Origin of the sequence: Rhodococcus sp. NPDC059969 (assembly GCF_042738325.1) — a bacterium.
In the GTDB taxonomy this organism is placed as follows: Bacteria; Actinomycetota; Actinomycetes; order Mycobacteriales; family Mycobacteriaceae; genus Rhodococcus_F.
Genome location: NZ_JBHWUF010000001.1, coordinates 234,952 through 261,182, shown reverse-complemented (window position 1 = coordinate 261,182; position 26,231 = coordinate 234,952). Strand labels below are relative to the sequence as shown.

Annotated in this window: 26 protein-coding genes; 22 read left to right on the top strand and 4 right to left on the bottom strand. The window is 60.5% G+C overall.

Annotation, left to right across the window (positions count from 1 at the left end):
- Positions 1 to 64: 64 nt before the first annotated feature.
- From ACFWAD_RS01275 to ACFWAD_RS01260, 4 genes are all read left to right on the top strand, one after another.
- The gene (locus tag ACFWAD_RS01275; protein WP_378540722.1) at positions 65 to 460 is read left to right on the top strand and encodes a hypothetical protein; all 396 of its coding nucleotides are present in this window, start codon (positions 65 to 67) and stop codon (positions 458 to 460) included.
- Between the two features lie 123 nt (positions 461 to 583).
- Positions 584 to 886: a hypothetical protein gene (locus ACFWAD_RS01270; protein WP_378540720.1), complete on the top strand. Its 303-nt coding sequence runs from the start codon at positions 584 to 586 to the stop codon at positions 884 to 886.
- On the top strand, positions 883 to 3,249 hold the full coding sequence (locus ACFWAD_RS01265; protein WP_378540718.1) for a hypothetical protein: 2,367 nt from the start codon (positions 883 to 885) through the stop codon (positions 3,247 to 3,249). Before ACFWAD_RS01270 ends, ACFWAD_RS01265 begins: the two co-directional genes overlap by 4 nt.
- A gap of 608 nt (positions 3,250 to 3,857) precedes the next feature.
- Complete coding sequence (locus ACFWAD_RS01260) at positions 3,858 to 4,259, top strand: hypothetical protein (RefSeq protein WP_378536630.1); 402 nt, start codon at positions 3,858 to 3,860, stop codon at positions 4,257 to 4,259.
- 1,239 nt (positions 4,260 to 5,498) lie between these two features.
- Here ACFWAD_RS01260 and ACFWAD_RS01255 read toward each other — a convergent pair.
- Positions 5,499 to 5,879 carry a hypothetical protein gene (locus tag ACFWAD_RS01255; protein ID WP_378536633.1) on the bottom strand — a complete coding sequence of 127 codons (381 nt, stop codon included), beginning with the start codon at positions 5,877 to 5,879 and terminating at the stop codon, positions 5,499 to 5,501.
- A 402-nt stretch (positions 5,880 to 6,281) separates the two neighbouring features.
- Positions 6,282 to 6,776, bottom strand: a complete 495-nt coding sequence (locus ACFWAD_RS01250; protein WP_378536635.1) for a DUF1877 family protein — start codon at positions 6,774 to 6,776, stop codon at positions 6,282 to 6,284.
- A gap of 249 nt (positions 6,777 to 7,025) precedes the next feature.
- Here ACFWAD_RS01250 and ACFWAD_RS01245 point away from each other — a divergent pair, with 249 nt between their 5' ends.
- The 6 genes from ACFWAD_RS01245 (at position 7,026) to ACFWAD_RS01220 (ending at position 13,489) form a co-directional block, all read left to right on the top strand.
- On the top strand, positions 7,026 to 7,877 hold the full coding sequence (locus tag ACFWAD_RS01245; RefSeq protein WP_378542881.1) for an arabinofuranosidase: 852 nt from the start codon (positions 7,026 to 7,028) through the stop codon (positions 7,875 to 7,877).
- A 590-nt stretch (positions 7,878 to 8,467) separates the two neighbouring features.
- The gene (locus ACFWAD_RS01240) at positions 8,468 to 9,151 is read left to right on the top strand and encodes an MspA family porin (protein ID WP_378540716.1); all 684 of its coding nucleotides are present in this window, start codon (positions 8,468 to 8,470) and stop codon (positions 9,149 to 9,151) included.
- 90 nt (positions 9,152 to 9,241) lie between these two features.
- On the top strand, positions 9,242 to 9,640 hold the full coding sequence (locus tag ACFWAD_RS01235; RefSeq protein WP_378540714.1) for a hypothetical protein: 399 nt from the start codon (positions 9,242 to 9,244) through the stop codon (positions 9,638 to 9,640).
- 62 nt (positions 9,641 to 9,702) lie between these two features.
- Positions 9,703 to 10,041, top strand: a complete 339-nt coding sequence (locus ACFWAD_RS01230) for a hypothetical protein (protein WP_378540712.1) — start codon at positions 9,703 to 9,705, stop codon at positions 10,039 to 10,041.
- Entirely contained in the window at positions 10,038 to 12,812 is a 2,775-nt protein-coding gene (locus ACFWAD_RS01225; protein ID WP_378540710.1) for a hypothetical protein, read from the top strand. Before ACFWAD_RS01230 ends, ACFWAD_RS01225 begins: the two co-directional genes overlap by 4 nt.
- Positions 12,812 to 13,489 carry an SMI1/KNR4 family protein gene (locus tag ACFWAD_RS01220; protein WP_378536642.1) on the top strand — a complete coding sequence of 226 codons (678 nt, stop codon included), beginning with the start codon at positions 12,812 to 12,814 and terminating at the stop codon, positions 13,487 to 13,489. Before ACFWAD_RS01225 ends, ACFWAD_RS01220 begins: the two co-directional genes overlap by 1 nt.
- Before the next feature lie 293 nt (positions 13,490 to 13,782).
- Here ACFWAD_RS01220 and ACFWAD_RS01215 read toward each other — a convergent pair whose 3' ends face one another.
- Entirely contained in the window at positions 13,783 to 13,911 is a 129-nt protein-coding gene (locus ACFWAD_RS01215; RefSeq protein ID WP_378540708.1) for a hypothetical protein, read from the bottom strand.
- 244 nt (positions 13,912 to 14,155) lie between these two features.
- On the opposite strand from ACFWAD_RS01215, the gene ACFWAD_RS01210 reads away from it, so the two are divergent.
- The 12 genes from ACFWAD_RS01210 to ACFWAD_RS01155 all read left to right on the top strand — a co-directional run bounded on the left by ACFWAD_RS01210 (position 14,156) and on the right by ACFWAD_RS01155 (position 25,812).
- Entirely contained in the window at positions 14,156 to 14,851 is a 696-nt protein-coding gene (locus tag ACFWAD_RS01210; protein ID WP_378540705.1) for an Imm52 family immunity protein, read from the top strand.
- Positions 14,852 to 14,943: 92 nt separating this feature from the next.
- Positions 14,944 to 15,939 (top strand): squalene cyclase, encoded by a 996-nt coding sequence (locus ACFWAD_RS01205; protein ID WP_378540702.1) that lies wholly within the window; start codon positions 14,944 to 14,946, stop codon positions 15,937 to 15,939.
- A 574-nt stretch (positions 15,940 to 16,513) separates the two neighbouring features.
- Positions 16,514 to 18,193 carry an ammonium transporter gene (gene amt, locus ACFWAD_RS01200; RefSeq protein ID WP_378540699.1) on the top strand — a complete coding sequence of 560 codons (1,680 nt, stop codon included), beginning with the start codon at positions 16,514 to 16,516 and terminating at the stop codon, positions 18,191 to 18,193.
- Positions 18,194 to 18,244: 51 nt separating this feature from the next.
- Positions 18,245 to 18,547 carry an urease subunit gamma gene (locus ACFWAD_RS01195; protein ID WP_007731718.1) on the top strand — a complete coding sequence of 101 codons (303 nt, stop codon included), beginning with the start codon at positions 18,245 to 18,247 and terminating at the stop codon, positions 18,545 to 18,547.
- 29 nt (positions 18,548 to 18,576) lie between these two features.
- Positions 18,577 to 19,014: an urease subunit beta gene (locus ACFWAD_RS01190; RefSeq protein WP_003943812.1), complete on the top strand. Its 438-nt coding sequence runs from the start codon at positions 18,577 to 18,579 to the stop codon at positions 19,012 to 19,014.
- A gap of 35 nt (positions 19,015 to 19,049) precedes the next feature.
- Positions 19,050 to 20,768, top strand: coding sequence for an urease subunit alpha (locus tag ACFWAD_RS01185; protein WP_378540696.1), 1,719 nt, complete (start codon positions 19,050 to 19,052; stop codon positions 20,766 to 20,768).
- Between the two features lie 9 nt (positions 20,769 to 20,777).
- The gene (ureE, locus tag ACFWAD_RS01180; protein ID WP_003943839.1) at positions 20,778 to 21,425 is read left to right on the top strand and encodes an urease accessory protein UreE; all 648 of its coding nucleotides are present in this window, start codon (positions 20,778 to 20,780) and stop codon (positions 21,423 to 21,425) included.
- Complete coding sequence (locus ACFWAD_RS01175) at positions 21,409 to 22,122, top strand: urease accessory protein UreF (RefSeq protein WP_042447677.1); 714 nt, start codon at positions 21,409 to 21,411, stop codon at positions 22,120 to 22,122. Before ureE ends, ACFWAD_RS01175 begins: the two co-directional genes overlap by 17 nt.
- A gap of 10 nt (positions 22,123 to 22,132) precedes the next feature.
- A complete protein-coding gene (gene ureG, locus ACFWAD_RS01170; RefSeq protein WP_007731713.1) occupies positions 22,133 to 22,774 on the top strand; it encodes an urease accessory protein UreG in 642 nt (213 codons plus the stop codon).
- The gene (locus tag ACFWAD_RS01165; protein ID WP_378540693.1) at positions 22,771 to 23,718 is read left to right on the top strand and encodes an urease accessory protein UreD; all 948 of its coding nucleotides are present in this window, start codon (positions 22,771 to 22,773) and stop codon (positions 23,716 to 23,718) included. Before ureG ends, ACFWAD_RS01165 begins: the two co-directional genes overlap by 4 nt.
- Before the next feature lie 34 nt (positions 23,719 to 23,752).
- Positions 23,753 to 24,796 carry an urea transporter gene (gene yut / locus ACFWAD_RS01160; RefSeq protein ID WP_378540690.1) on the top strand — a complete coding sequence of 348 codons (1,044 nt, stop codon included), beginning with the start codon at positions 23,753 to 23,755 and terminating at the stop codon, positions 24,794 to 24,796.
- A gap of 89 nt (positions 24,797 to 24,885) precedes the next feature.
- Complete coding sequence (locus tag ACFWAD_RS01155; protein ID WP_378540688.1) at positions 24,886 to 25,812, top strand: D-isomer specific 2-hydroxyacid dehydrogenase family protein; 927 nt, start codon at positions 24,886 to 24,888, stop codon at positions 25,810 to 25,812.
- Here the strand turns inward: ACFWAD_RS01155 and ACFWAD_RS01150 are convergent.
- Complete coding sequence (locus tag ACFWAD_RS01150; RefSeq protein ID WP_378540686.1) at positions 25,806 to 26,213, bottom strand: DUF4259 domain-containing protein; 408 nt, start codon at positions 26,211 to 26,213, stop codon at positions 25,806 to 25,808. The genes ACFWAD_RS01155 and ACFWAD_RS01150 overlap by 7 nt on opposite strands.
- Positions 26,214 to 26,231 lie beyond the last annotated feature (18 nt).

Genomic DNA, 26,231 nt, shown 5'->3' with positions numbered 1-26,231 from the left:
CGCACTCATTAGGCGAGGCGCTAGGCATGGGTCTGCCCATCAATCACCATCACAGGAGAAGTTCATGAAGATTCGTACCTTGGCCACAGCCGGAGTGCTCACCGCAGGCATCGCCGTAATCGGTGTTCTCGGCGGGGGCGTGGCATCGGCTGCCACCCCGATCGTGCAACCGGATCATGGCCGGATTGGGCTTTCGCTCTCGAATGCGGAAACCGCAGCACTGGCGGCGGGCCCGATCCCCGATGCAATCGCGAACATTGTTCCCGGCTCGCAGCGTTGGGTTGGTCGGGCACCGGGTTCGGTCATCACGAACGTCGACGGCAGGGCCAGCGCCCCCGATCGGGTCGTGATCGCCGAAGCTGCTGCGCATCCGGGTGGCTACGTCAACATCTACGTGTCCGACCCGAACAATCCCGTCACCGGGGGCTACATCGTGCAGACCTACCAGCACTGGAACTGAACTAGGGCCGGTAAACCCAGACCCTGACTGCTGCCGCCGAACTCGTTGTTTCACTTCACGTATCCGCCGTTTGGAGTTTCTGTCATGACCATCCGCAACGCTGAACACGCTCGGTCCCGCCCGATGACTGAGCCGCCGGCCACTGCTCGCGGCGCCCGCAGTGCGGATACCGACGACTGGGACCCCGACAGCGAGCTGAGCGAAACCTCGAAGGCCGTGATCGCCACCGTCTTCGGTCTCGCATTGTTGATTGCGGCGTTCGCGGTGATCGGACGACTCGGGGGCTGGGCGGCTGACTACGGGACGATTCTCGTATATCTGGCGTTCTTTCTGTGGATGTCGATCGCGGGCCGGGTGTTCTGGTGGGGCGCAGACAAGCTCATCGCCGAGGCGCGGAAGAAGTCGAACACGGGCGATCGCCGGTGAAGTCCGTGCTGAAGCTGCGCAGGTCCATCGCGGGAGCACTCGCCGCCGGAGCACTGTTGACCGGGGTGGCAGGGGTGATCGGTGCGGGAATCGCGCTGACCGCTGGACCTGCGACTGCGGGACCGGCGGAGGATTGCGCGGCGGTGCGGGCACGTGATCATCAGATCTACCTGAACCTGATCGCGTCACTGCCACCCGGTGCCCCCGTCCCGCCCGAGTACATCAACCCGTGCCTGAGCGCACCCACCACGACTCCGACGGCGGCCCCGACAACCACCGTCGGACTACCGGGTCCACAGGCTCCGGGCGGTGGCCCGAACGTCGGCGCGAACGCGCCGACGAACTTCCCCGCTTACAACGGCACCCCCATCGTCCCCGTCCCCGGCGCCGCGCTGCCTGGACAGCCGAATACGCCGACACCATCTGGTATCGAGAACCCTGCAGGAGTCCCGGTTCCGACGACCACCAGCGGACCTGCCCCGACCACACCCCAACCCGCTGGATCGACCGCACCCACAGCGGTCCCCGATCGTGGTCCCGGACCTGTTCCCTCTGGAACGCCGAATAGTGCTCCCGGGCAATCGGAATCAAATCCCACGGTCACCCCCTCGGGGCTCGACAAAGGCGACGGCCGTGACCGGTACCTCGAACTCGTGTTGGTCGGTGCCGCCGCATTCACAGCCGGCGGGATCGGAGTACGTGGGCGTCGTTCACCGTTCGGCCCACGCATACCGTTGGGTGGGCGTACGCCGGAATCGATCCTCTCCCAGACAGTCGGTACCCTCGCCTCACCGCTGATGCAGTACGTCAAGGGTGGCCAGTCGAAGATCACGGTCACCGAACCCGGCGGAGGACGTCGTACGTTCTTCCTCATCCACGACGCGACGTCCTCACGCGAAGCGGAAATCCCCGTCGACGTCCCGCCCGGCGGGCATATGAGCGTTAATCCGGACGGCTCAGTCACCGTCTTCGACGCGGACGGAAACCCGATCTCGGTCGTCGCAGCTCCGTGGGCGTACGACGCCAACGGCAATCGTGTTCCGACCGGCTACGAAGTTCGCGGCGGCCGTCTCATCCAGAAGGTGTACGCCGACGAAGCGACCGCGTACCCGATTTTGGCTGATCCGCCGGAAAAGAAGGCGAAAGCACCCACCTCTGTCGCTTCGAAACAAGTCCAGAAAAATACGAACACCGCCGCACCCAAGCCGAATTCGATGACCTCGCGCACAAGTCCGCAGAAACCGCAGAACAGTGGAAACACGAACTCGGGCAACACTTCCGGAGCCACGAACAGCGGCACCACCGCTGGTAAGTACGCCGGGACCACCACCCAAGGCTCCGCTCCGGTCACGAAACCTGCATCTCCCAATCAGTCACCGCGCACCACCACCAAACCTGGACCGAAGCCCGCGCCGACCTCTCAGGAACAAGCAACGAACCAACTCGCCCAAGCACACGGCGAAGTCTCTCCGGTTGCACCTTCGAAACCCGCGCAACCAAATCAGTCGCCACGCACCACAACCAGCCCGGGCCCCAAACCCACTGTCAGTCCACGTCAACAAGCTGCGAATCAGCTTGCCGAAGCTCACGGGGACGTGCCTGCCGGGTTCACCGGCAATGTGCCGATCCCGCCAGATCCGAACGCGCCCGACGATCGATCGTTCCCGCAAAAAGTGTGGGACAGCGCGTGGGGTGTCGGGGAAAGCGCGGTCGACACAACAGTCGACAGTGTCGGAACGCTCGGGGATGCGTGGCGAAATTTCCTCGTAGTCCCCGTGCACGATGCCGCCGTCGATCCGTTCGGGTTCAATCGCGGTCAACGAGCACAACCTTCACCCGAGCATTCCCCGGCTGAGATCGCTGCCGCAGCAGCAAATATCGTCTCCCTCATTCCGATCGTAGGCACAGGAGGCAGAGTCGGCGGAGCTGCCGTGCAAGAAGCGGTGGAGGCTGTTCTGCGGCGCGGCGGAACCGCCGCAGACGCCGAAGCCGCAGGTCGCAGGGCAGCCGCCACCGCCGGTGAGGCCGGGAATAGAGCCCCTAGCGATCCGACTATTCCCGTCGGAGACAGACCGGCCTCGACACCTGTGGGTGGGCGCGGAGATCGCGAAATAAATGTAAAGCCCGGAACCAATCGTCCTGGAATAGTCAACGGTCGTGAATATACGGGGCATGCGTTCGACCGAATGCAAGAGCGCGACATACTCCCATCCCTGGTTGAACAGGCCATTCGTGAAGGGGTGGCGACCCCGAGCAGAGGAAACACGACCGTGATCTATGATTCGATAAACAACCTATCAGTTATCATCAATGAAACGGGCAGAGTTGTGACCACCTCATTTGGCAATTTATCGGGAAAGTGAAAAACATGACGGATCAATCAATTTACCGCCTGGAAGCTGAGCAGGTTAATCGCGATTATTGTGACGGAAAAATATCCTTGCATGCGCTAGTTGAAATATTCGAGAGGTACGTGAGAGAACGCGAATCGGAGCGTGCATCAGATTCCGAAACCCTGAGGGGGGCCTGGGGTCAAATTGAAATAATGAATGCAATTAACCAGGATGATCCTTCGAATTCGAGCAAAAATGAGTCGGAGGTGCGAGAAGTTATTCAAGAATTCTTGGACTTGCTTCCGTAGTCTCTTTTCTCGGTCCAGGGGCGACTAATCAAGGCAGGCTTTGACTCACTTGCGCGACCAGTGTCATGTCAAGTGACACTGGCCAGCAGTTGCTTATTGTGATGTGGGAGCAGACTAGGATTCGCAGGCTGACGGTTCAGACGTCTTCGCCTTCGAGGGCGGCCATCCATTTGCCCTGATCACCGATCACGACTACCTCGCCTACCGCATCCCAGTGGAACACGACCACATCCTGATGATTTCAGGTAAAATCGACTACCTGTACAGCAGCGTCCAGCAGAAGAGTCCTGTGCACCGACAACACACCGTTCCTCAAGCGGAATCGGCACCATGACCACCTTTTATGCAATTTGTGCGATCACCACAGGGGCTGTGGCGTTGATCGCATCCACGCCCTACGTGATGTACCGCAGTCATGCGAGAACGATCTACTGGAGTTCGTCGATCCTGACCATCGTTTTCGCTTGGCTCACCGCTCCTCAGCGGTCGATTCTCGGACCTGTCCTTTTGTGCGGTTTCGCTGCTGTGTTCGTGGCGTGGTGGTGGACCCCCTTCCTCACGCGAAGGCATCCCACCGGATTCAACGATGTTTTCGGTGCTTGGCTGACACGGGCGCTCTACCGCGAGCAGAAGGATGCACCTCCGGTAAACAGGTACGACAAACTGCACTACAAAGACACTGACCGCCAAGCACGAGATACCGATTCTGACGGAAATCAGGTCAACACCTGAGCCGGCGCGTAGAGCGCTTTGACGTGATGTCCTCAATACCACCCTCGCGCGTACCCGAACAGCTTGTAGTGAGATGCCATGGGAAACAGTACTTTCCACATGGCGGCGTACACGCGCCCGGTTTGCGCAAGCTGTACAGCAACCAGGATGATCGATGGCTCGAAACTGCTCTTCGCGCAGCCCAATTCAGTAGCTGTCAACGCCATCGCGAGCGGTAGTCCTCTTCCCCTAGTCTCTGCAGCTCATCCCATTTTTTCGAGCATCCGCCGCGAATTGGACGTAAAGCCAGGAACCAATCCTCCGGGAGTGGTCAACGGTCGCGAATACACTGGGCATGCGTTTGATCGAATGCAGAGGCGCGGCAACCTCCCCTCCCTTGTCGAACAGGCAATTCGAAATGGGGTGGCCACCCCTAGCAGCGACGCAACGATCGTATTCTATGATTCGGCAAATAACCTATCAGTCGTCGTAAACGAGGTCGGTACAGTTGTGACGACCTCATTTGGACGGCTAAGAGGAAAGTGAAGTTGATATGACGGGAAACGGAAAATATCGCACTGAAGGCGAGCAAGTTAGTCGTGATTACAGGGAAGGTAAAATATCCTTACAAACGCTCGTCGATATATTTGAGAGTTATGTGGACGCACGTGAATCCGAAAATGCGCCCGATTTCGAGGAATTGAGGGGTGCGTGGTTTCAGATTGAAATAGTAAATGCGGTGCGGTGGGACGATCCCGCGAAGGCATCCAAAAATGAGACGGCAGTTCGAGAATTTATCCAAGAATTCTTGGAATTGCTTCCGTAGTCCTTTTTGTTCGGTCCGGGGACGATTAATCAAAGACGGTCTTGACCACCTCAGCGATGGTCCCGCGCTGCTGTTTTGCTTGCCATTCACCATGCACACGCTGAACCCTGTGGGACCGGATCCTGCTGGGAACAGCGTCACACCATTTCGCACCATGACGGCAGCACCCGTTTCACCGCGGTGGCGGTCACGATGATCGCTATCTCTTTGCGAGTCCACCTCATTCGTTCGCCTCAGGGGTCGGTTGTGGATGCGTTATTACGCAGCGGCACAGGGAATTCCCGCACGCATCGGTGCCCGTTTGCAGTCCTCGCAAAAGTCGTCCGGGATAACGTCGCCTGTTCAACACTCGGCGACGAACGTGGCCACGGGAAACGAAAAATGCTCCGCCCCGCCACAGGAAGAGCGAAGCATCAATTCGACGGCGGAGGGTACTACCAGTTCTGAATGAAGAAGAACTGCTGTGAACCCCTCGCCGGGTTGAGTACGCCGAGAGAAATTTCTCCACCACGGGAGGCTGCTTCGTTGGCGAACTGGTCGAGACGTCCCCAGACGACGTTGGGGCCGCTCTCGAAGCGCGATCCTGGTGCGAGGCGCACGCCGATCTGGGTGGAGTTAGTGATGCTTTCGATCGCAGCGCCGGCATTGAGCTGGCCGAACAATGCCGTCTCGCCCTGGTTCATCTGCACGCCGATGCGCCCGTTGTCGGCGATCGGAGTAACAGCTGATGCTGCGCCCGCGCCGCTGAGTGCGATGGCTGCGATACCGGCAGGTATCAATGCGGCCGCGGTAATCATCTTGCGTAGGTGCGTCATTCGGCTTCTCCCTCGTCGGTGGCCCACTCGAGTTGGCGCCTCCACGGGCCACTTTGTCTGATTCTTCCGGTAACAGTCAACGACATGTCGCAAACAATGAGCAATCCATTGGGTTGGTTTGAGATGCAGCTCACTACTGGAAATCCGTTGAAGAATAAACTGTTTCAGTGAATCTGCTGGTCAAGATCGTGAATGCCAGAGAAGCGCGCGGACTGTCGTTACGGTTCCGTTACTGGTAAGTCTGGCTGCGAGAAGGACACGCACTCGGTCACCCAGAAACGCTGCGGCACAGGAATTGTCAGAGCAAGAACCCGCGCAGAGGATCCTCCGCAGTTGAGCGCCACTGTCAAGCGGTCTTTCATTCTTCGAGGGCGCGCTGCTTCGGCAGTGGGCTCTCGACTGTCAGAACCGCACGGTGAACACCACGTGGTGATTCTCTCGGGCCGCGCGCTGGAAAAAGTCCGCCACTTCCCGAAGCCAGCCCCAGGCGTACCCGCGCTCGTCGGAGCCGTACTCCGGGTTGCGGTCGTCGAGTGGCATCGCGTCGTAGCGCACGCCGAACTCGGATTCGGTGATTTCCGCCAGGTACGAGGAGACTTCGGCGACCCGATCGGGTGCCAGGTAGGTGACGAGTTGGTCGTCGGTGTCGGTGTTGAGGTCTTCGTCCCCCAAGATCACGCCGTAGGCCGGCCAGTTCTCGGACACGCGCTCGTACCCCGTGCTGGAGAGGGCGCACAGGATCGGATCCCACGCCTTGTCCGTGTCGCACGAGAACTCGGATCGGCCCGTCTCCTCGATGTCCTCGACCACAGCGCCGAGTTTGTCGTCGTCGCCGCGCGCGTCCAGAAGTTCCGCTGCCACGCTGTCTGACAGCGCGAAATGCACCCCAAGTTCCATGGCGTGATGCTAACGGCCGACCTTGCCGGCGTCCCGCCGTCACTACAAGACGAATCGCCTTAGGTAACGATCCTGCTCTGCCTCCGGCCGAAGTTACCCATGGTGCCTGCTGTCATACATACTTCATCGGTGATTCCGACAAAACGGACCGGCCTTTCTGTTGTATCGCTGGTGATCCTCGTCGTCGCGGGGTTGCTGGTCGCAGCCCCTGCCAGCAGCGCGGCGGCGCCGCCTGACTGGAAATACACAATGGTGGCGTTCAGCAATGCCAGCGACCGTGACATGGATGTCTACGAGTCGGCCGACGGCACCGGCTTTCAGCTCGTCCAGCAGTCGGCGTACAGGCCGCCGTCTGGGCTCGTGCGTGATCCGAGCATCTTCCGGAACACGGACGGGTTGTACTACCTCACCTACACGACGGGTGGTGGGGCGAACATCGGGTTCGCACGCAGCAGCGACCGCATCAACTGGACGCCGCTGGGGAACTATCCGGTTCCGTTTTGCTGCGCCTTGATGCCTGGCACGGGAGATGGCACCGGTTCTGCGAGCCCGCCGGGCTTCTCGGGTTCGGCCGGATTCAGCGACGGACCGTCGCTGTCACCATTCGTCACCAAGGCCTGGGCGCCTGAATGGTTTGTGGACGGCGATCGCGTCAACGTCATCCTGTCGATGTCGACCGGTGGAGGATTTGTGCCGTATCTGATGACGGCGTTGGAACCGTCGCTCCGGTTGTGGAGCCCGCCTGTTCCGCTCGCCGGGATCGGTGCGGACCACATCGACACCACCGTGGTCAAAGTCGGATCGACCTATCATGCGTTCACCAAGAACGAGACGAAGAAGGTCGTCGAGCATGCGGTCGCTCCTTCGGTGGCGGGACCTTATTCGTTTGTCCCGCCAGGGAATTGGGGCTCCCTTGTCGAAGGTCCGGCCGTGGTTCAGTTGCCGAGCGGCGACTGGCGGATCTATCTCGACGCCTATACCGAAGGTAAGTATCTCTACTCCGACAGCGCGGACGGGCTGAACACCTGGTCGCCTGTGCAAGAGGTTCCTGGGGTGTCCGGGACTGCACGGCATCTCGGCATCATGAGAGAACCGGCATAGCTTTCGACCCCGAGTTGTTAGGGCTCTGATCAAGGACTCCGGTCTTGGTCAGAGCCTTTTCTCGTACTGGCGTACTACTTGTGTGCGTCGTCTGCATGAATCAGTGATTGACGAGCTAACGATGCGATGCCAGTGGGTCCGACGAGTTCGCGCCGACCACGAAGTGAGTATCTCCGCGTGAACCGTGCAGAGTTGCGCTCCCAGGCCCCGCTCGGGCGCCTTGATTTGCGATCGATTGCCAAGTAATGCCTGTTAGTTTCATATTCAAGTACGCGCACTGGCTTGATGCCCGCAAGTTCGGCCTTCAACTGCTCTGAGGCCCGTGAAATGCGGGTTCGATTCGATTTGCCGCACTGTTTCTGAGGGATCTTCTTACCTTTAAACCGTGACCTTGCTCATAGTGGGACCTAGGTCCTTTTCGCTGCTGATAAGCCTGTCGATATATATCTGTTACCGAAAGTTCACCCTAAATCCAAGATGGGGGAGATGGCGCGCTGGCGGGCAAACAGGACGATTGGTACCGTCCGGTAACTAATTCAGTTAGTTGCCGGCTACCGCTCTGGTTGCTGTGTCACGTGGAGGAGCAGTTCATGTCGATCGAATCGCAAAACGGCGTATCCCATCGTCGATCGAGGGCCGCGGTGGGGCTTGCGGCGTGTGCGGTTGCCGCGCTGTCGTCTGGTGTGGTCTTCGCAGGGGGCGCATCGGCAACGCCGACGGCGTTGGCGGACAAATTCGCGAGCACGGTCACCGATGACGGCTGGTCGTTGGATCTTGCCGCCACGAAACTGTCGGCGAACCCGGTGCCGAATCTGGCGACGACGGCGTTCACCCGTGAGGGGTTCGTGTCGGCGAAGGTGACCGGCACGATCGGCGGTCAGGGTGATTCGGCAGTGATGACCGGTTATGTCGAGCAGGGGTTGCAGATCGGCTGCCAGATCGATGTTTCATCCGGACTTGGCTTGGGGCTTGGCTTTTCGCTCGGCCCGTCTGTCGGTGTGAGTATTTCGGGTGTCCCGTCGGCGAACGTGGGTGTGAATGCTTCGGTGAATCCGAGTATTCAGTCGACGATTGCGCCGGGCACCATCACGACGATTCCGTTGGGGAAGAAGGATCTCGGGTCGTCGAAGGTGTCGATCACGGCAGAGAACGTGCACGTGAAGGTTGATGCGTGCATGGGGCCGGTGACGATCCGCTCGTATGCACAACTCTCGGTGTCGACGGCGACGTCGGACAACACGTTGTTCGTGTACTCCGATCCGACCTGGCTCTGACCCGCGCAGCCGTCGTCAGCGCTGCTGGCGACTATTCCCGATCCGCCCAGTCCAGGGGTGGTTACTCATCACGCCCACAAAGGAGAAATCATGAAGATTCGTACCTTGGCCACTGCCGGAACCCTCACCGCGGGTATCGCCGTAATCGGTGTTCTCGGCGGGGGCGTGGCATCTGCTGCAACTCCGATCGTCGAACCTGAGCAGGGTCGGATCGGTCTGTCGCTCTCGAATGCGGAAACCGCGGCGTTGGCGGCGAGCCCGATCCCGGACGCCATCTCCGACATCGTTCCAGGCTCGCAGCGGTGGATTGAGCTCGCACCGGGCTCGGCGCTCACCGTCGGCCCCGATGGCAAGCTCAGCGCCCCCGACCGCGTAGTGATCGGCGAGGCCGCTGCCCATGCTGGCGGCTACGTCGATGTCTATCTGGCTGATCCGAACAACCCGGCCAACGCCGGGTACGTCACCCTGACCTACCAGTACTGGAACTGATACCGCGCCCAGCACCGGCGACCCGTTTTCCCCGCTCTCCCTTCCCATTTGGAGTTCCAGTCATGACCGTCAACAACGCCGAACGCCGCAGTGCCCAACCGGAACCCGCTGCCGTCGATAGGAAAGACGTTGCAGACGTTGATGACTGGGATCCGGACAGTGAACTCAGTCCACTCTCCAAGGCTGTGATCGCTACGGCAGTTGGACTGGGGTTGCTGATCGCGGCATTCGCGGTGATCGGGAAGCTCGCCGGCTGGGCGAACGACTACGGGACGATCCTGGTTTACCTGGCGTTCTTCTTGTGGATGTCGATCTCCGGACGGTTGTTCTGGTGGGGCGCAGACAAACTCATCGCGCTATTCCGAACGAAGAAGAGTGACAATCGTGGTGCGCGCCGGTGAAGTCCGGTAGACGACTTCGCCGGACTCTCGCGGGAGTGCTTGCCGCTGGGGCGCTGTTGACCGGAGCGGCCGGAGCGATCGGTGCGGGAATTGCACTCTCCGCCGCTCCGGCGAACGCGACGCCGGAAGAAGACTGCGCGGCGGTGCGGGCACGTGATCATCAGATCTACCTGAATCTCATTGCGTCGCTGCCACCTGGCGCGCCCATCCCGCCAGAGATCATCAACCCGTGCCTGAGCGCGCCGTCCACGACGTCGACAGCTGCGCCGACGACCACTGTCGGGCTCCCCGGTGCGCAGGCTCCAGGCGGTGGCCCGAATGTCGGGGCCAATGCTCCGACGAACTTTCCCACCTACAACGGCACCCCCATCGTCCCGGTTCCGACGATCGAGGTTCCGCCCATTGCTTCCGAGTCCTCGGCCTCGGAAACTGGTGTCGGTGCATTCCCCAATGCATCGGCATCAGCGGTTCCCTCACCCACACCCACCCCGGGTGAGGGAACCACCACCGATCGTGGTCCCGGACCGATCCCCGCGGATTCGGATTCGAATATCGCACCGGCCCAAACGGTTCCGGATCCGGAAGCAGATGTCTCTACAACCGGGGAGGACTCGGGCCGTGACAGGTATCTCGAACTCACCCTGATCGGCGCTGCGGCGTTCACCGCTGCGGGTATCGGAGTGCGCGGGCGGCCGGGACCTTTCAGCCCCCGCACGCCCGAATCAGTACTCTCCCAGGCGGTCGGGACTGTCGCGTCGCCGTTGACTGCGTACGCACCTGGCGGGCAGTCCTCGTTGCGGGTGTTCGATCCGATCACCGGCGGAAGCCGGTTCTTCTTCCTGATCCACGACGAAACGTCGTCGCACGAATCCGTGATTCCGGTGACGGTGCCGCCCGGCGGTCACATGAGCGTCAACCCCGATGGCACGGTCACCGTCTTCGACGCCGACGGGAATCCGGTCTCGACAATCGATGCCCCGTGGGCGTACGACGCCAACGGCACTCCTGTTCCGACGCACTACGAGATCCGGGACGGGCAACTCGTGCAGGTCGTCGACACCACGGGTATCGAGAACGTGCTGTATCCGATTTTGGCGGACCCGCAGGATCGCACACAGAGCGGCAAGAAATCGCCTGCACCGGCGCGCCCGACCAAGATATCCGGTGAGGACGACGGCACCCGCTCAGATGACGGTCCACATTGGAACGAGACACCGCAGGTCGAAGGCCACAAGGCCCCCAATCCACCAGTCCAGAAACCGATACCCACTCAACCACCAGTCCCACCCGCGGTCGAGCCAGAACCACAAGTCCCTGAGCAGGCTCCGGCGCAAGTGCCGGAGCAGATCCCGCAGCAGTCGCCGGCCGAGGACATCAGCGGAGACATCGGCGGGGACGGACCAGGTGCCGGTACATCCCCATCCATCGACCCAGCGCCCGCTACACCGAACGAAACCGACACACCCCAAGCAGAATTGGCAGGAATTCCGATCATCGGCGGCATCTTCAGTGCAGCCGAAGCCGGGCTCATGCTCACCGCTGGAATCGCAGCTTTGTTCGCGCAGATACTTGCAGGTGTGGGTCTGGGGGATTCGGAACTGTTCGGCCGCATGGAAAGTCTCGAGGAATGGGCGCTCGAGGCCGGGGTGAATCTCGCCGAAGTGCTTGTAAAGGCTATGGCCCTGCTTTCTCCGCAGGATCAGGCACTTCTTCGCACTGTCCTTTCTCCGTTCGTGAAGCTGCCCCCAGCGCATGAGCAGGACACTCCCGGCCACGCCCAGCCCGGGCCGGCCGGACCTGCCGCGAAGCCGCCGCCTCGGAGGCCCACGCCGCGGCCTGTACCGCGTCTGCCTGGTGATCACGATCCGACCCAGCCGCAAGATCCCTCCAGCGAGCCGGATTCAGGCGATCCGGCAACACCGTCGGATCCGGGTTTCGAACCACCAGTAGACCCCGGCACCACCACACCTGGATTAGTTGACCCCGAACAACCTTCGGCTCCCGAACCTGGCGAGCAACCGGCCGTCGATCCGGTCAACCCAGGCCACATTCCGGTCGATCCCGAGACTCCCGGTGCGCCGACCCAGCCCGGATCCCCGGAGTTCGACCCCTTTGATCCCGACCCGAGCACGATCGCCGATCCGACGGTCCGCCCAGATCCCACCGAACGTTCATCCGTCGAGCGGGTACTTGCGTCGAACTTCAATCACGCGGTGCAAGAAGTCGTAGATTCACTCACCGATGGTGCCGAGACAAGTCCAGAATCACCTCCGCAGCAGTCATCTGATTCGGGTGAGGCTGCACCCGAGGATCCTCGCTTGGATTCCGAAGGCAACCCGCTGACGGCCGCTGACTTAGCTCAATTGTATGCGTCGCTGCGTCGAAAAACGCCGACAAATGTGATCCGCGACATAGTTAACCTTGATCACGAAGGTGGCGGACCGGACCCGGTTCTTCCCGGGCTCACATTGCCCGACGTCCTCGAGGCGGATCACACCGTACCGATGAGGGTCATATTCGACATGCCTGGTTTTACGCAGTTGACCTTCGAGCAGCAAATTCAAGTATTGAACTACGTCGATAACTTCCTGGGTTTGAGCCCGACTGCGAATACGTCAAAGGGCGCCAAGAGTTGGGCAGACTGGTGGGGCTATGTGAAGGGCGGAATCCCGGTTTCCCCTGAATTCCGGGATGCTATGATCGAAATCGAAACTCATCTTACTGAGGAAATTCGTCGAATGATATCTAGTATATTGAATGGAGTTCAGTAGTGGATCTGGTCAAGATTTCGCGGTATATCGACTCGCCCGTGCTTGTGGAGATTGACGACTTGACACCACTTGAACGTACGGCGCTTCCGATTTATTGGTTGGATGCACTAAATGGTGACCTTGCAGCTCGAATTTCGGGGATATTGGACCAATGGGATGTATTTGGGCGACCGATATTGGGCGACACTTACAGAAACATTAAAGAGAATCTATCCGATGTTCGGTTGCTCAGGTCTGAAAATAGGTTCTTTCTTCTATATAAAATTAAAATGGCAGACGGGACCGATCTCTACTATTTGGGTACGCCACCGGTAGTGGATGGTGATGAACTTCCAGGGTATTGGAATAAATTCCCCCCCAGTCTAAAGAATTTCTATTCAAATTTGCACAACGGTTGGTACTATATTGCCGGTAAGACTGTCGGGCCACTGCCTCTTGAAGATATGTTTCGAATTGACAGCTTTGAATGGTCTATTCTGGACGGGCTGTCCCCTGAAGAGTACCCAGATCCGGCTCGTTGCATCGCGACATTCAGATCGGGCGGCGGCGGTTATCTTTGCTTGTACTTTGGTGAGGAATCGACAAGGGGTGTTGTGTGGTCATCGACGGAACCCCCTGAACTGGTCGATTACTCCACTTACCTTGATATCTGGACCAACGTCGGACTCGGTGCCTAGAGCCTGCGCCTTGGATATCCAGACTGGAGACAGTCTAAGCAATTTGTGTGCGGTCTTGCCCCACGTGGCACGTGCCTGGGATCCAGTCTCCAAAGAGCAGATGATCAATTTGTCTGACCAAAAGGGATCTCGAGGTCATGATCGGTTTCGGGGGGTACCTCACGCATCGACTCGTTTTCCTGCACCATTGCCGACGAATCGCTGATTGCGCTGGCGTTAAGGGTCGTACAGGGGCTGGCCGATATCTGGGACTCTCGCGTCACCGTGCTCTACCACCGGACCGAATCATCGCCTCAGCGCAAGGTACCGGCGACGCGATCGTGGGCAGTTGCACCTACTTCGGCCTTGAGTTGCTGATCGACGAAACACAACTCCCGCCCCAGGGTGGAGGCTTTTCCGTACAGGAACAGAACGATCGTCATCCAGCGTGATCCAGCGCCCAGTGGACCGCCGACGATATCCGAAGCATCCGCGCTGCAGCAGGATTGCCGACCGGAACGACCGGAGGTGCGTCTACCCAAGGTTCACGAGGGCTCTGGCACCCTAGACTTGACACCAGGCGTTCCCGCCCAGCTCACGAATGTGATGGCGTCTCCATCTTCCTCTGACGTGGTGACGATCGCCGAGCGTGGGCTCCTAAGTTCAATGGTTGGAAAGGGCGGGGCGATGAGCATGTTCGGGCGGCGGCCGACGGTAGCCGGATATTGGGGCACGCGGGTGCAGTCGAGTCAGGAGGTGGCGCAGACGATGCGGGCTTTCCTCGACGATCTGGCGGCGATCGACCCGGAGTTGGCATTGCCGTGGGTGAGTACGAAGCAACGAAGTCGAGGCACTGCGGATCTCAGTGTGGGCGGGTTGGTGCGAATCTTCGAGCATTCCCGCTCGAAGGAGATGGGGTATTCGGACACCCCGGAACCGGGGTACGACATCGACTTGTCGCCCGAGGACGGGACCGCGCGCCGGGTCGGTGCCTGGGTCGGCGGGCTGGAAACCAGTGCTCCCAACAGTGTCCGGGTGTCGTTGCCGACGGAGACGCAGCTCACCGACAGCACCCGGCAGCTGCTCGGCCCTGACATCGGAGACGCGATCGTGAGAGTGATCGTCAAGCATTGGGAACCGGATCGGGCTCGGTGGAGCATCGGCGACTACCGGCACCTTCAGAATCGGTCGAAAGGTGAGGTGGAGGTGGGATGGGAAACATACTTCCATTCCGGAGTTACGTTCGATCGCAGCGCGCTGCCCCAATCTGCGGTGGTAGAGGAACTGCCCATTGGCACGTTGGTTCGGTTGGGGGACAAGCCAATGGAGGTCGCTGCCGCCGACATCGTGGCGGTGCGGGCGGCGTTGGGGTACCCGGATTAGGTCCCGCATCGGGTCCGGAGTTCACCATTGCATCAGACGTCGAGAAATGCGTTAATCGGATGGCCTGCTTCGCCTTTCGATAGTATTGCCAGATGGCACCCCGAACCGACTTGCTCGCGTGGCTCCTCGATTCGGATCCAGCGATTCGGTGGCAGGTGGAGCGCGACCTGCTGAACGAAGCGCCCACTGTGTGGGCGGCGACGCGCGCGGCGATCGCTACCAAAGGATTTGGTGCACGCCTGCTTTCATTGCAGGATCGAGACGGCCAATGGGCGGGTGGGGCGTTCTTCCCGGCTGAATTCGACTTTGCGGGACCCGAAGCAGCAGAACAAAGTTCACAACCCTGGACGGCAACAACCTGGACGCTCAACTCATTGCGTGAGTGGGGCCTCGACGCCAGTGTTCTGCGGGAGCGTCGTACCGCAGAACTGCTCGCGGAGAACTGTCGCTGGGAGTACGAGGGCCGGCCGTACTGGGACGGTGAGGTCGATTGCTGCATTAACGCCTGGACGGTGGCAAACGGTGTGTGGCTCGACATACGTGTTGATGAACTGGCTGATTGGTTTGTGCAGCATCAACTTCCGGATGGTGGGTGGAACTGCGAGTGGATCGAAGGTTCGACCCGATCGTCGTTTCATTCGACCCTCAATTCACTCAAAGGGCTTCTCGCGTACGAGATCGCGACCGGGGGTACAAATGAGACTTGCGCGGCTCGACGATCCGGTGAGGAGTTCTTGCTGCAGCGCGGGCTATTCCGGAGACTCTCGACCGGCGAACCGGTGGGGCCCTGGGTCGGCCGGTTCGCGTACCCGTTCCGGTGGCGATACAACGTGCTCAACGCGGCCGAGTATTTCCGTGAAGCGTCGTTGTTTGACGGTATTGACCCGGATCCGCGAATGGCGGACGCAATCGAGATGATCCGGGCCGCTCGCGCCTCGGATGGGACGTGGCTCCAGGCCGGTCGCCAACCGGGGCGGGTGTGGTTCGAGGTCGACGCAGAGGTGGGGGAGCCGTCGAAGTGGCTGACTTTGTCCGGTATGCGTGTGCTCGACTGGTGGGATCAATCCTCCCTTCGGGATACTGGATAACAAAAGCGTTACAGCGAAAGTCATTCATCGATAAAGGTTATCGAAAGGTGATCTTCGATATTTCAGTCGAATATCCAGTCTGGGATGAAAGCCGTATTAACGACAGGATTGCCCTCAGTGGTGTGATGGTTAATCATCTGAACAAGTGAGAAGATATTCGGCGAAATCACCTACCCGATTGGATAGGCAGGTCACCGACGTTGGTCATCAAGAAAGGCTCTCGCGGCTGCCTTGGTTAGGGAGCTAAGTCCCGAGATGGAAGCGGCATTTGTCCAACGAAAGCCGCGCTCACCTGCGGAGACGTTCCCAATTTCGTGAAACTCAAACCACTTTCGACGAGATTTAATCCCGCAATTATAAGTTGTGGAGCGTCCGCAATGTTCAGGCAAAGTCACATCTTTTCCCAGAAGAATGATCTACTAAACGTGAAAACCGGATGTTCCCCCGATTTTGCTCAGAAGGTGCAACTATGGGGCGTAGCGTAACTGTCGCAGCGAACCGGAACATCGCGAATTGCTGCTCTAACCAATGACTTTGTTCAGGTCCGAATAATGCTCGGAGGTCGTCAATGTCGATGGAAATGGTGTTAGCCGAAGCAGTGATAGACAGTGGGGACACGGCGTGGGTGCTGATCTCCGCGGGCCTGGTTCTGTTCATGGTTCCCGGACTCGCCTTCTTCTACGCCGGTCTGGTGCGCGGTAGCAGTGCGCTCGTGATGCTGCAGCAGAACCTCGTCCCACTCGGACTCGTCTCGATTACCTGGGTCGTGTTCGGATACAGCTTCGCGTTCAGTGGAGACTGGGGTTCCGGCTTCCTCGGTGACCTGAAATTGTTCGGCTTGCAGGACATACACACTGCCGCCGCCCCGGGCTTCCACTTGATCGAAGGTGCAGTCGCGGTACCGACTCTGGCGTTCGTGGTCTATCAGATGATGTTCGCGATCATCACGCCCGCGCTGATCACCGGTGCGACCGCAAACCGGCTCAAGCCCTTGGGCTGGGCTGTTCTGCTCGTGCTGTGGTCGATCATCGTCTACCCCCCGATTGCGCACTGGCTCTTCAATCCCGAAGGCTGGTTGGCGCTCCGCGGAGCTCAGGACTGGGCCGGCGGAATTGTCGTCCACGCATCCGCCGGCGCCGCCGCCCTGGCAATCTTGCTGGTGGTCGGTAAACGTCCGGGATGGCCCAACGCCGAGGCAGTCCCGCACTCGGTGCCTCTGGCGTTGATCGGCGCAGGCATCTTGTGGTTCGGCTGGTTCGGATTCAACGCGGGCGACGGATTGGCCGCCGATGGTGTTGCGGCACAAGCCTTGATGAACACTCACATCGCCGCAGCGGGTGGCATGGTCGTCTGGCTCGTCATCGAAAGGTATACCGAGGGCAAGGCCACGGCGATCGGTGGAATCACCGGCGCGGTAGCCGGTCTCGCGACCGTCACCCCCTGCGCCGGCTTCGTCAGCACCTTCTCCGCGTTGGCGATCGGGGCGCTTGCCGGACTGGTCTGCCACTTCGCGCTCGCGCTCAAGTCGATCTTCAAGTTCGACGACGCGCTCGACGTCATCGCGGTCCACTTCATCGGCGGCATCCTCGGTTCGCTCCTTCTCGGTTTGTTCGGCGAAAAGGCGATCAATTCGATCGGCCGCGATGGACTCTTCTTCGGCGGCGGTGCAGGACTACTCGGCGAGCAGGCGCTGGCGTTGATCGTCGTCATCGCTTTCTCGTTCGTGGTGACCTGGCTGATCGCCACGGGCATCGAGAAGACCATCGGTCTCAAGCTGGCGCCGAAAGATCAGGTGGACATCGACCGTCGCCAGCAAGGCATGGACGCGTACCGCTACAACGCCGCATTCGTCGACGCAGGTGGTGCGCCGCAGACCAGCGGGTTCGACTCGGGGGTCCTGGTCGAGGGGGCAAAACTTGTTCCGAACCTCGGCGCCCCGAAGCACGAACTCATCACCGCGGTATTGCAGACTATCGAGTCCGAGAAGCTACGGGAGGCGCTGCTGGCTGCCGGAGCGGAGTCGATCGTCGTATCGGAAGCGCATGTCTCCGCGAGTGACTCGGCCTCGCTCAAGTTCCGCGGACAACGCAACGACGTCGTGTTCACCGAGCGGTTGCGTGTCGAGGTGTTGGTCGCCGCGGAACATGCCCAGGCGGTTCTGGACGCGATCAACGAGTACTCGGGCGGCAGGAGGAGCGGTTTCGTCCAGCAGGCGGCCGAACCTCTCACCGAAGCGACGGAACAGGGGAGCTGACATGTATTCGACGACAGGGAGTTACCGCATGATCGACAAGGAGCGTTCGGAATGCATCTGACACCGCGAGAACTCGACAAGCTGACAATTCTCATGTTGGCGGATGTCGCACTGAGGCGAAAGGCCAAGGGGCTCAAGCTCAACCATCCGGAGTCCGTCGCAGTCATCACTGCAGCCGCTCTGGAGGGAGCTCGGGAGGGCAAGACTCTCGAGGAGGTCATGGCCGACGCATCGCACGCCTTGACGGTCGACGACGTGATGGACGGTGTCGCGGAGATGATTCCACGTGTGCAGGTCGAGGCGGTGTTCCTCGACGGTAGCCGGCTCGTCACCGTGCACTCTCCGATCCAGTAGCCCGACCGAGATGTCAGGAGCACTCCAAGATGGCAAGCAAATCGACGAAGAAGGATTCCGGCGGCGAGAAGAAAGTGCCGGTCGGCGGATACGTGTTGCGGGACGAGCCGATCGAACTCAACGAGGGCCGTCCACGTTTGAAGTTGCGAGTCCGAAACACCGGTGACCGTCCCATCCAGGTGGGTTCGCACTACCACTTCATGGAAGTCAATCGCGCGTTGTCCTTCGATCGTGAACAGTCCTTCGGCTGGCGCCTCGACATTCCCGCGGGCACGGCGGTCAGGTTCGAGCCGGGCGACGAGAAGGAAGTGACGTTGGTGCCGTTCGGCGGCAAGCAACGAGTGCAAGGCTTCAACGGACTTGTCGACGGTTGGGCGCCGACCCACGCCGCCTACCGGCCTCGGTTACCCGGAGCCGTCCAGCGTGCCGAAGAACTCGGCTTCCTGTCCGAACCTCAAACCGACTGATTCTCGTTCACGGCGGACGAAGGAGAGCAACACCCATGACAAGCATTTCGAGACAAGAGTATTCGGGTCTGTTCGGGGTCACCACGGGTGACCAGATCAGGCTCGGCAACACCGACCTGTACATCGAGGTCGAGGAAGATCTTCGAACCATCGGAGACGAGTCGATCTACGGCGGCGGCAAGACGCTGCGCGACGGCATGGGCCAGGATCCGGAGTCGTGCAGCATCGACGGTGCCCTCGACCTCGTGATCACCAACGTGGTCATCGTCGATGCAACCATCGGTGTCGTCAAGGCAGACGTGGGAATCAAGGACGGCAAGATCGTCGGCTGGGGCAAGGCGGGAAACTCCAGCACGATGGAAGGCGTCACCCCGGGGCTGACCACCGGTCCGGCGACCGACGCGATTTCCGGTGAGCAGATGATCCTCACTGCCGCCGGCATCGATCCGCACGTGCACCTCGTGTCACCACAGCAGGCGTACCACGCGCTCAGTGGGGGAGTGACGACGCTGATCGGTGGCGGCATCGGCCCGACCGACGGAACCAACGGCACCACCATCACTTCCGGTATCTGGAACATGGAGATGATGCTCAAGGCCAACGAGGGTTTGCCGGTCAACGTCTGCATGTTGGGCAAGGGCAACTCGTCCGGGCATCAGTCGCTGGTCGAACAGATCAAGGCCGGTGCGGCCGGTCTGAAGGTCCACGAGGACTGGGGCGCAACCCCGGCCACAATTCGTGAGTCTCTGCGGGTAGCAGACGAAATGGACGTTCAGGTCGCCATTCACACGGATACTCTCAATGAGGCCGGATACGTCGAGGACACCATCGCGGCCTTCGAAGGCCGTACCATTCACACCTATCACAGCGAGGGTGCGGGCGGAGGTCACGCACCCGACATCCTGCGAGTGACGGGCGAGGACAACGTACTTCCGGCGTCGACCAATCCGACGTTGCCGTACGGCATCAACACTCAGGCCGAACTCTTCGACATGATCATGGTCTGTCACAACCTCAATCCCAAAGTGCCCTCGGATGTTTCGTTTGCCGAGTCCCGCGTTCGCGCGGAGACGATCGGTGCCGAGAACGTACTGCAGGACATGGGTGTCATCTCGATGTTCTCGAGTGACTCACAGGCGATGGGCCGGGTCGGAGAAAACTGGCTTCGCGCGATCCAAACAGCGGACTGCATGAAGCGGTCCCGCGGCAAGCTGCCCGAGGATTCACCGACACACGACAACTTCCGCGTGTTGCGCTACGTCGCGAAGGTCACGATCAATCCAGCGTTGACGTTCGGACTTTCGCATGTGGTCGGGTCGATCGGTGTCGGGAAGATGGCGGATCTTGTTCTCTGGGAGCCCGCATTCTTCGGCGCGAAGCCGAAGACGATCATCAAGAACGGTCTGATCAGCTGGCACGCCATGGGAGATCCGAATGCGTCGCTCCCGACACCACAACCGGTGATCTACCGGCCGATGTTCGGTGGATTCGGAAAGGCGTTGCCGCAGAGTTCGGTCTCGTTCGTCTCGCGAGCGGCGCTCGACGACGACATCAAGGGTCGACTCGGTCTCGAACGTCAGGTTGTCGCCGTCGAGGGCACGAGGACGGTCACCAAGCGTGATCTGGTCCGTAACTCGGCCACTCCGGAAATCAAGGTGGACCCGGAGACCTTCGCGGTGACTGCGGACGGCGTCCATGCATACGTCGAACCTGCTGAATCCATTCGCTTGAACCAACTTTACTTCTTCAGTTAGGGGTCTCCAGTGTCGGGAACAATCACACACACGCACGGCGCCGATGCGACGCCACACACGCACGGCGAGATGACAGCGCCCAGTGGCAAGCCGACGCGAGTGGACGCGCTGCTCGGGAAGGAGACCGACGAGGAGTGGGCCGGTCGACTCGAAAAGGCTGTAGTGGACGTCTTGTCGCTCGATCAGTGGGAAGCGCAGAAGAGTCGGTTACGACGCACCACGATCGGTGGCCGTGAACTGGCCGTCTCGCTCGATCGCGGTATTCAGTTGCAGGACGGCGACATTCTGCTGTGGGACGAGCCGGCGAACACCGTCGTCGTGGCCAGGATCAACCTCAAGGACGTGTTGGAGATCGACCTGAGCGCACTGGTCGACGTCACGCCCGAGAAGATGATTCAGACGTGCCTGGAGTTGGGACATGCCGTGGGTAACCAGCACTGGCCTGCGGTGGTGAAGGGAATGAAGGTCTACGTTCCGCTGACCGTCGACAAGGCGGTCATGGGCTCGGTGATGCGTACGCATGCTTTCGAGGGCATCGAGTACACCTTCATCCCGGGCGCCGAGGTCATTCCCTACATCGCTCCACACGAGGCACGCCGTTTGTTCGGTGCGGCCGCGCGTGAGGGCGAGGGGCATACCCATGACCCTCTCGTCTGAGGGATCTGGGCTCAGCATCAACCGCGCGATGCGGATGATGCAGTTTTCCGATTCCATGTTCCCGGTCGGTTCCTTCTCGTTCTCCAACGGTTTGGAATCGGCTGTGGCGCAAGGAATTGTCACGGGTGGTCCGTCGCTGCGGGAATTTGTGCTCTCGGCCGCCCATCAGGGCGCGACGTGCGACGGTATCGCCGTACTCGCGGCGCACCGGGGCGCGACCGCCGGTGACTTCTCGGCGATCCTCGCGGCCGATCATGCAGTGATCGAACGCAAACTCAACGAAGAAGCACGCACGATGAGTACCCGCATGGGTAAGAAGTTGGCCGAACTCGGTGGGCGCTTGGCCGGTGAGACCCTGTTCAACAAGTGGTTGGCCGCGATCGCATCGGGGGAGACGCCGGGTACCTACCCCGTCGGCCTCGGAATTGCTTTCGCGGAGATGGGTTCTCCGGAGGAGGATGCTTTCACGGTCAATCAGTACGGTGTCGCGATGACGTTGCTCGGCGCTGCCCTTCGCATCGTCCGAGTAGATCACCTTGCGACGCAGGAGATTCTGTTCGAGGTCAATCAGACCGCCGGCCGTGAGTACGCCGCAGTGCGTGACTACGGACTCGACGACATGTCCAATTTCGCCCCGATGATCGACATTCTGGCTGCCGTTCACGTCAAGGCGCACGTCCGAATGTTCATGAACTAGAAGGAGAACGATGAAGAAGACAACGCGCATCGGAATCGGCGGACCCGTGGGTTCGGGTAAGACCGCGCTCATCGAGGCGATCACACCGGAGTTCATCAAGCGGGGCACCAGCGTTCTGATCATCACCAACGACGTGGTCACCACCGAAGATGCCAAGCATGTGCGCAAGGCTCTCAAAGGTGTTCTCGTGGAGGAACGTATCGTCGGCGTCGAGACGGGTGCTTGTCCACACACCGCCGTCCGCGAAGATCCGAGTATGAATCTCGCGGCGGTTGAGGACATGGAGAAGACGTTCCCCGACACCGACGTGGTGTTCATCGAAAGTGGCGGCGACAATCTGACTCTGACATTCAGTCCGGCTCTCGTCGACTTCTTCATCTATGTCATCGATGTGGCCGCAGGCGACAAGATTCCGCGCAAGAACGGTCCGGGAATCTCGCAGTCCGACATCCTGGTCATCAACAAGACCGACCTCGCACCGTACGTCAACGCCGATCTCGGAGTCATGGATCGCGACTCCAAGGGAATGCGGGGAGACAAGCCGTTCGTCTTCACCAATTGCATGACCGGGGAAGGCATCAAGGAAGTGGTGGACCTCATCGTGCACGGAGTCCTCTTCGACGAAGAGGAAGTGGGAGCGAGCGCCCCGTGAGCGCACCGTCCGTCCCGGGAGCATCGCGGTCGCTCCCGGGGCCGATCCCGACCATACCGGAACTCGATCAATACCAGGACCAGCCGAAGCAGGCGCCGGCCGGCAAGGTCGGTAAGACCGGCGTTCTCGAGATGCGCTTTGTCGACCGCGGCGACAAGACGATCCTGCGGGACATGTACCGCAAGACACCGCTGCTGGTTCAACAGGCGCTGTACTGGGACGAAGCGTTGCCGACCATGCCGTGCGTCTACATGATCTCGACGTCCGGCAGTGTGCTGCAAGGCGATCGGTTGTTCCTGACCATCGAAATGGAGCCAGGTTCCCTCGCACACGTGACCACCCAGTCGGCCACCAAAGTCCACCGGATGGATGCCAATCACGCGTCACAACTCCAGAAAGTGGTGCTGGCCGAGAATTCGTATCTCGAACTGATGCCGGGAGTGACGATCCCACACCGCAACGCGAGGTACTACGCGCGCACCGACATCACGGTGGATCCGACAGCAACGCTGTTGTTCTCGGAGATCGTGATGCCGGGTCGCAAGTATCACGACGGAGGAGAGATGTTCGTCTACGACCTGTACTCCACATTGTTCAAGGCGAAGCGTCCGGACGGGAAGAATCTCTTCACTGAGAAGTTGGTGATCGAACCGGCACGCTTCCCCGTGCGATACGGCGGAATCATGGGTGACCACGACGTCTTCGGCAATGTCATCCTGCTGACACCGAAGGAGCACGCCGATGCCATTCTCGAGGAGATAGTTCCGGGCCGTGACGGCAAGGTCGTTTCCGGAGCGAGCCGGCTCCCGAACGACGCCGGTCTCATCTTCAAAGCCCTCGGTCCCGAGAGCGAACCCGTCAAGGCGAAGGTTCGTGATTTCTGGGCTCTGGTACGAAAGGCAGTTCTGGACACCACCATTCCGCCCGTCCCGCTCTGGGGATGACGCGGATCGTCGGATATGGATCGAGGGACGTGCGATGACCACCATCACCAAACCCTGGGACGACGTCGCGGACAAGAACGTCGTGCTCAGATTCATCGACACGAATCTCAAAGGCTCCGGGCAGGTGATGTTCCAGGGCAATGCGCTGACGGGCCTGCTGTTTCTGGTCGGTATCTTCTGGGGCGCGATAGCCGCGGACACGATCACCGTCGCAATCGGTGCCGTGGTGGGTCTGGTGGTATCCACCGTCACCGGCATGATGCTGCACTCCGACGACGATTCGATGCGCATCGGCCTTTATGGATACAACGGAATTCTTGTGGGAGCTGCCTTTCCGACGTTCCTTGCCGGTGGCGTGATGCTGTGGATCTACCTCGTGGTGGGAGCTGCTGCGTCGACCATCGCGTTCCTGGCTGTTGCCAATGTCTTCAAGACCTGGGGCGTACCGGCGCTGACCTTTCCGTTCAACCTCGTCAACTGGTTCTTCCTTCTTGCGGCGTTCCAGTTCCTGCGGATCGAAACGTCAGACCTCAGCGCCGGCCAGTTTCCCCAGCACATCGGGGACGCGTCGGCTCATGCCGACATCACCTTGAGCTTTCTGTGGGACACGCTGTTCCGCAACGTCTCCCAGATATTCCTTATCAACAACACCATTACCGGAATCATCTTCGTGATCGCTCTGCTGGTCGCGTCGCGTTGGGCGGCGGTGTTCGCGCTCATCGGTTCGGCGATAGCAATGGGTTCGGTGCTCGCGCTCGGCGCCAACACCGTTGACATCGGCAATGGTCTGTACGGGCTCAGTTCGGTGCTGACGGCAATCGCGCTGGGCTCGGTGTTCTACAACCCGTCGTGGCGCGTGTTCGTCTACACAGTCTTCGGAGTGCTGGTGACTGTTGTCATCCACGGCACCCTGGTGTCTGCCTTCGCTCCGATCGGTCTGCCGGCGGGCACCGGTCCGTTCGTCTTCGCGACGTGGCTGTTCCTGCTGCCGAAGAAGAAGTTCGTTCCTGTCCAGCACGACACCATCGAGGGTGGAGCGGCCGAGGGCAAGGACTCGATCGCGAAGGCGAACGGATAGAAACGTGATTGGCGAGGCGCCCGTACGCTGGGGCATGCGATGAGTTCATCTATTCGTCCTGCCGCCACCGTCGAACAGAAAGCATCCACATGACAGACGCCAGCGCCCCTCGCATCCATCTCGGTCCTGTCGAGGATCCACACATTGCCGACGGGATTCGCCGAGCCGGTGGAGTTCTCGTTCCACTCGCAGAGGCGGAGGGTGTCGTGTGGGCAGACGGGCCGGACACGTTCCCGTCGTCGTTACCCGATTCGGTTCACTGGGTGCAGTTACCGTTCGCCGGTATCGAGCCATGGTTCGACGCCGGCGTGATCGACGAGAAGCGGGTCTGGACATCCGCTGCCGGAGCGTACGCGGGCAACGTGGCCGAGCATGCGATGATGCTCCTGCTCGCCGGAGTACGCTCTCTCCCCGAACAATTGGCGGCACGGTCGTGGCGCAAGGAGGAGTTCGACCCGCGCGTGGGCACCCTGCAGGGCTCGACCGTGGCGATCATCGGTTGCGGCGGAATCGGCCGGGCATTGATCCCGTACCTCGCCGCATCCAAGGTCAAGGTCATCGCGATCACCCGCTCGGGCACTCCCGTCGAGGGTGCTGCAGAAACGCTCTCGGCCGACCGTACCGGTGAAATCTGGTCCACGGCAGATCACTTCGTCATCGCAGCGCCGTCGACATCCGCGACGCGGCATCTGGTCGGCAAGGCCGAACTGGACCAGATGTCGGAGTCGAGCTGGATCGTGAACATCGCACGCGGCAACCTCGTCGACACGGACGCGCTGGTCGATGCTCTCGAAGCTGGTTCGATCGGCGGTGCAGCACTGGACGTCACCGACCCCGAGCCGCTGCCGGACGGGCACCGGTTGTGGAAGCTCCCCAACGCGATCATCACTCCGCACGTCGCCAACCCGGCTACGACGCTCACTCGTGTGCTGGCAGATCACGTGGCTGCCAACGTCGCTCGATTCGCTGCGGGTGAGGACCTTGCTGCGGTAATCGACCCGTCGGCGGGCTACTGAACCGACAGAACGCGCAGATCCTCGAGACCGTCCACGACGGGAACGCGCCACGACGCAAGCTCTTCCGGTCCCTGCTCGTCCCACAATTCGAACAGTTCCGAATCGGTCGATGCGATGGTGCGCTCCACCATTTCGATCAGCCAGGTGAGCCGTTCACTGGTCAGGGCCGAGGTGAAGGAGTCGAGATCGAGGTCTTGGGCGGCAGGGTCGCGCTTGCGATCGGCGCGCACGATCAGCACCAATTCGAGCAAGGCGACGGCGATTTGGCCGCCGTCGACCTCGAGGTAGTCGTCTTCGAATGCCCACTCCACCGATTCGAAGGTGAAATCACCGTGCCCGATGGACACGATCAAATCCCCTGCACCGTCGTTCTCGAACGGTCCCGATCCCCACGCGCCCACTGTCTGCTCTTTTCCGAT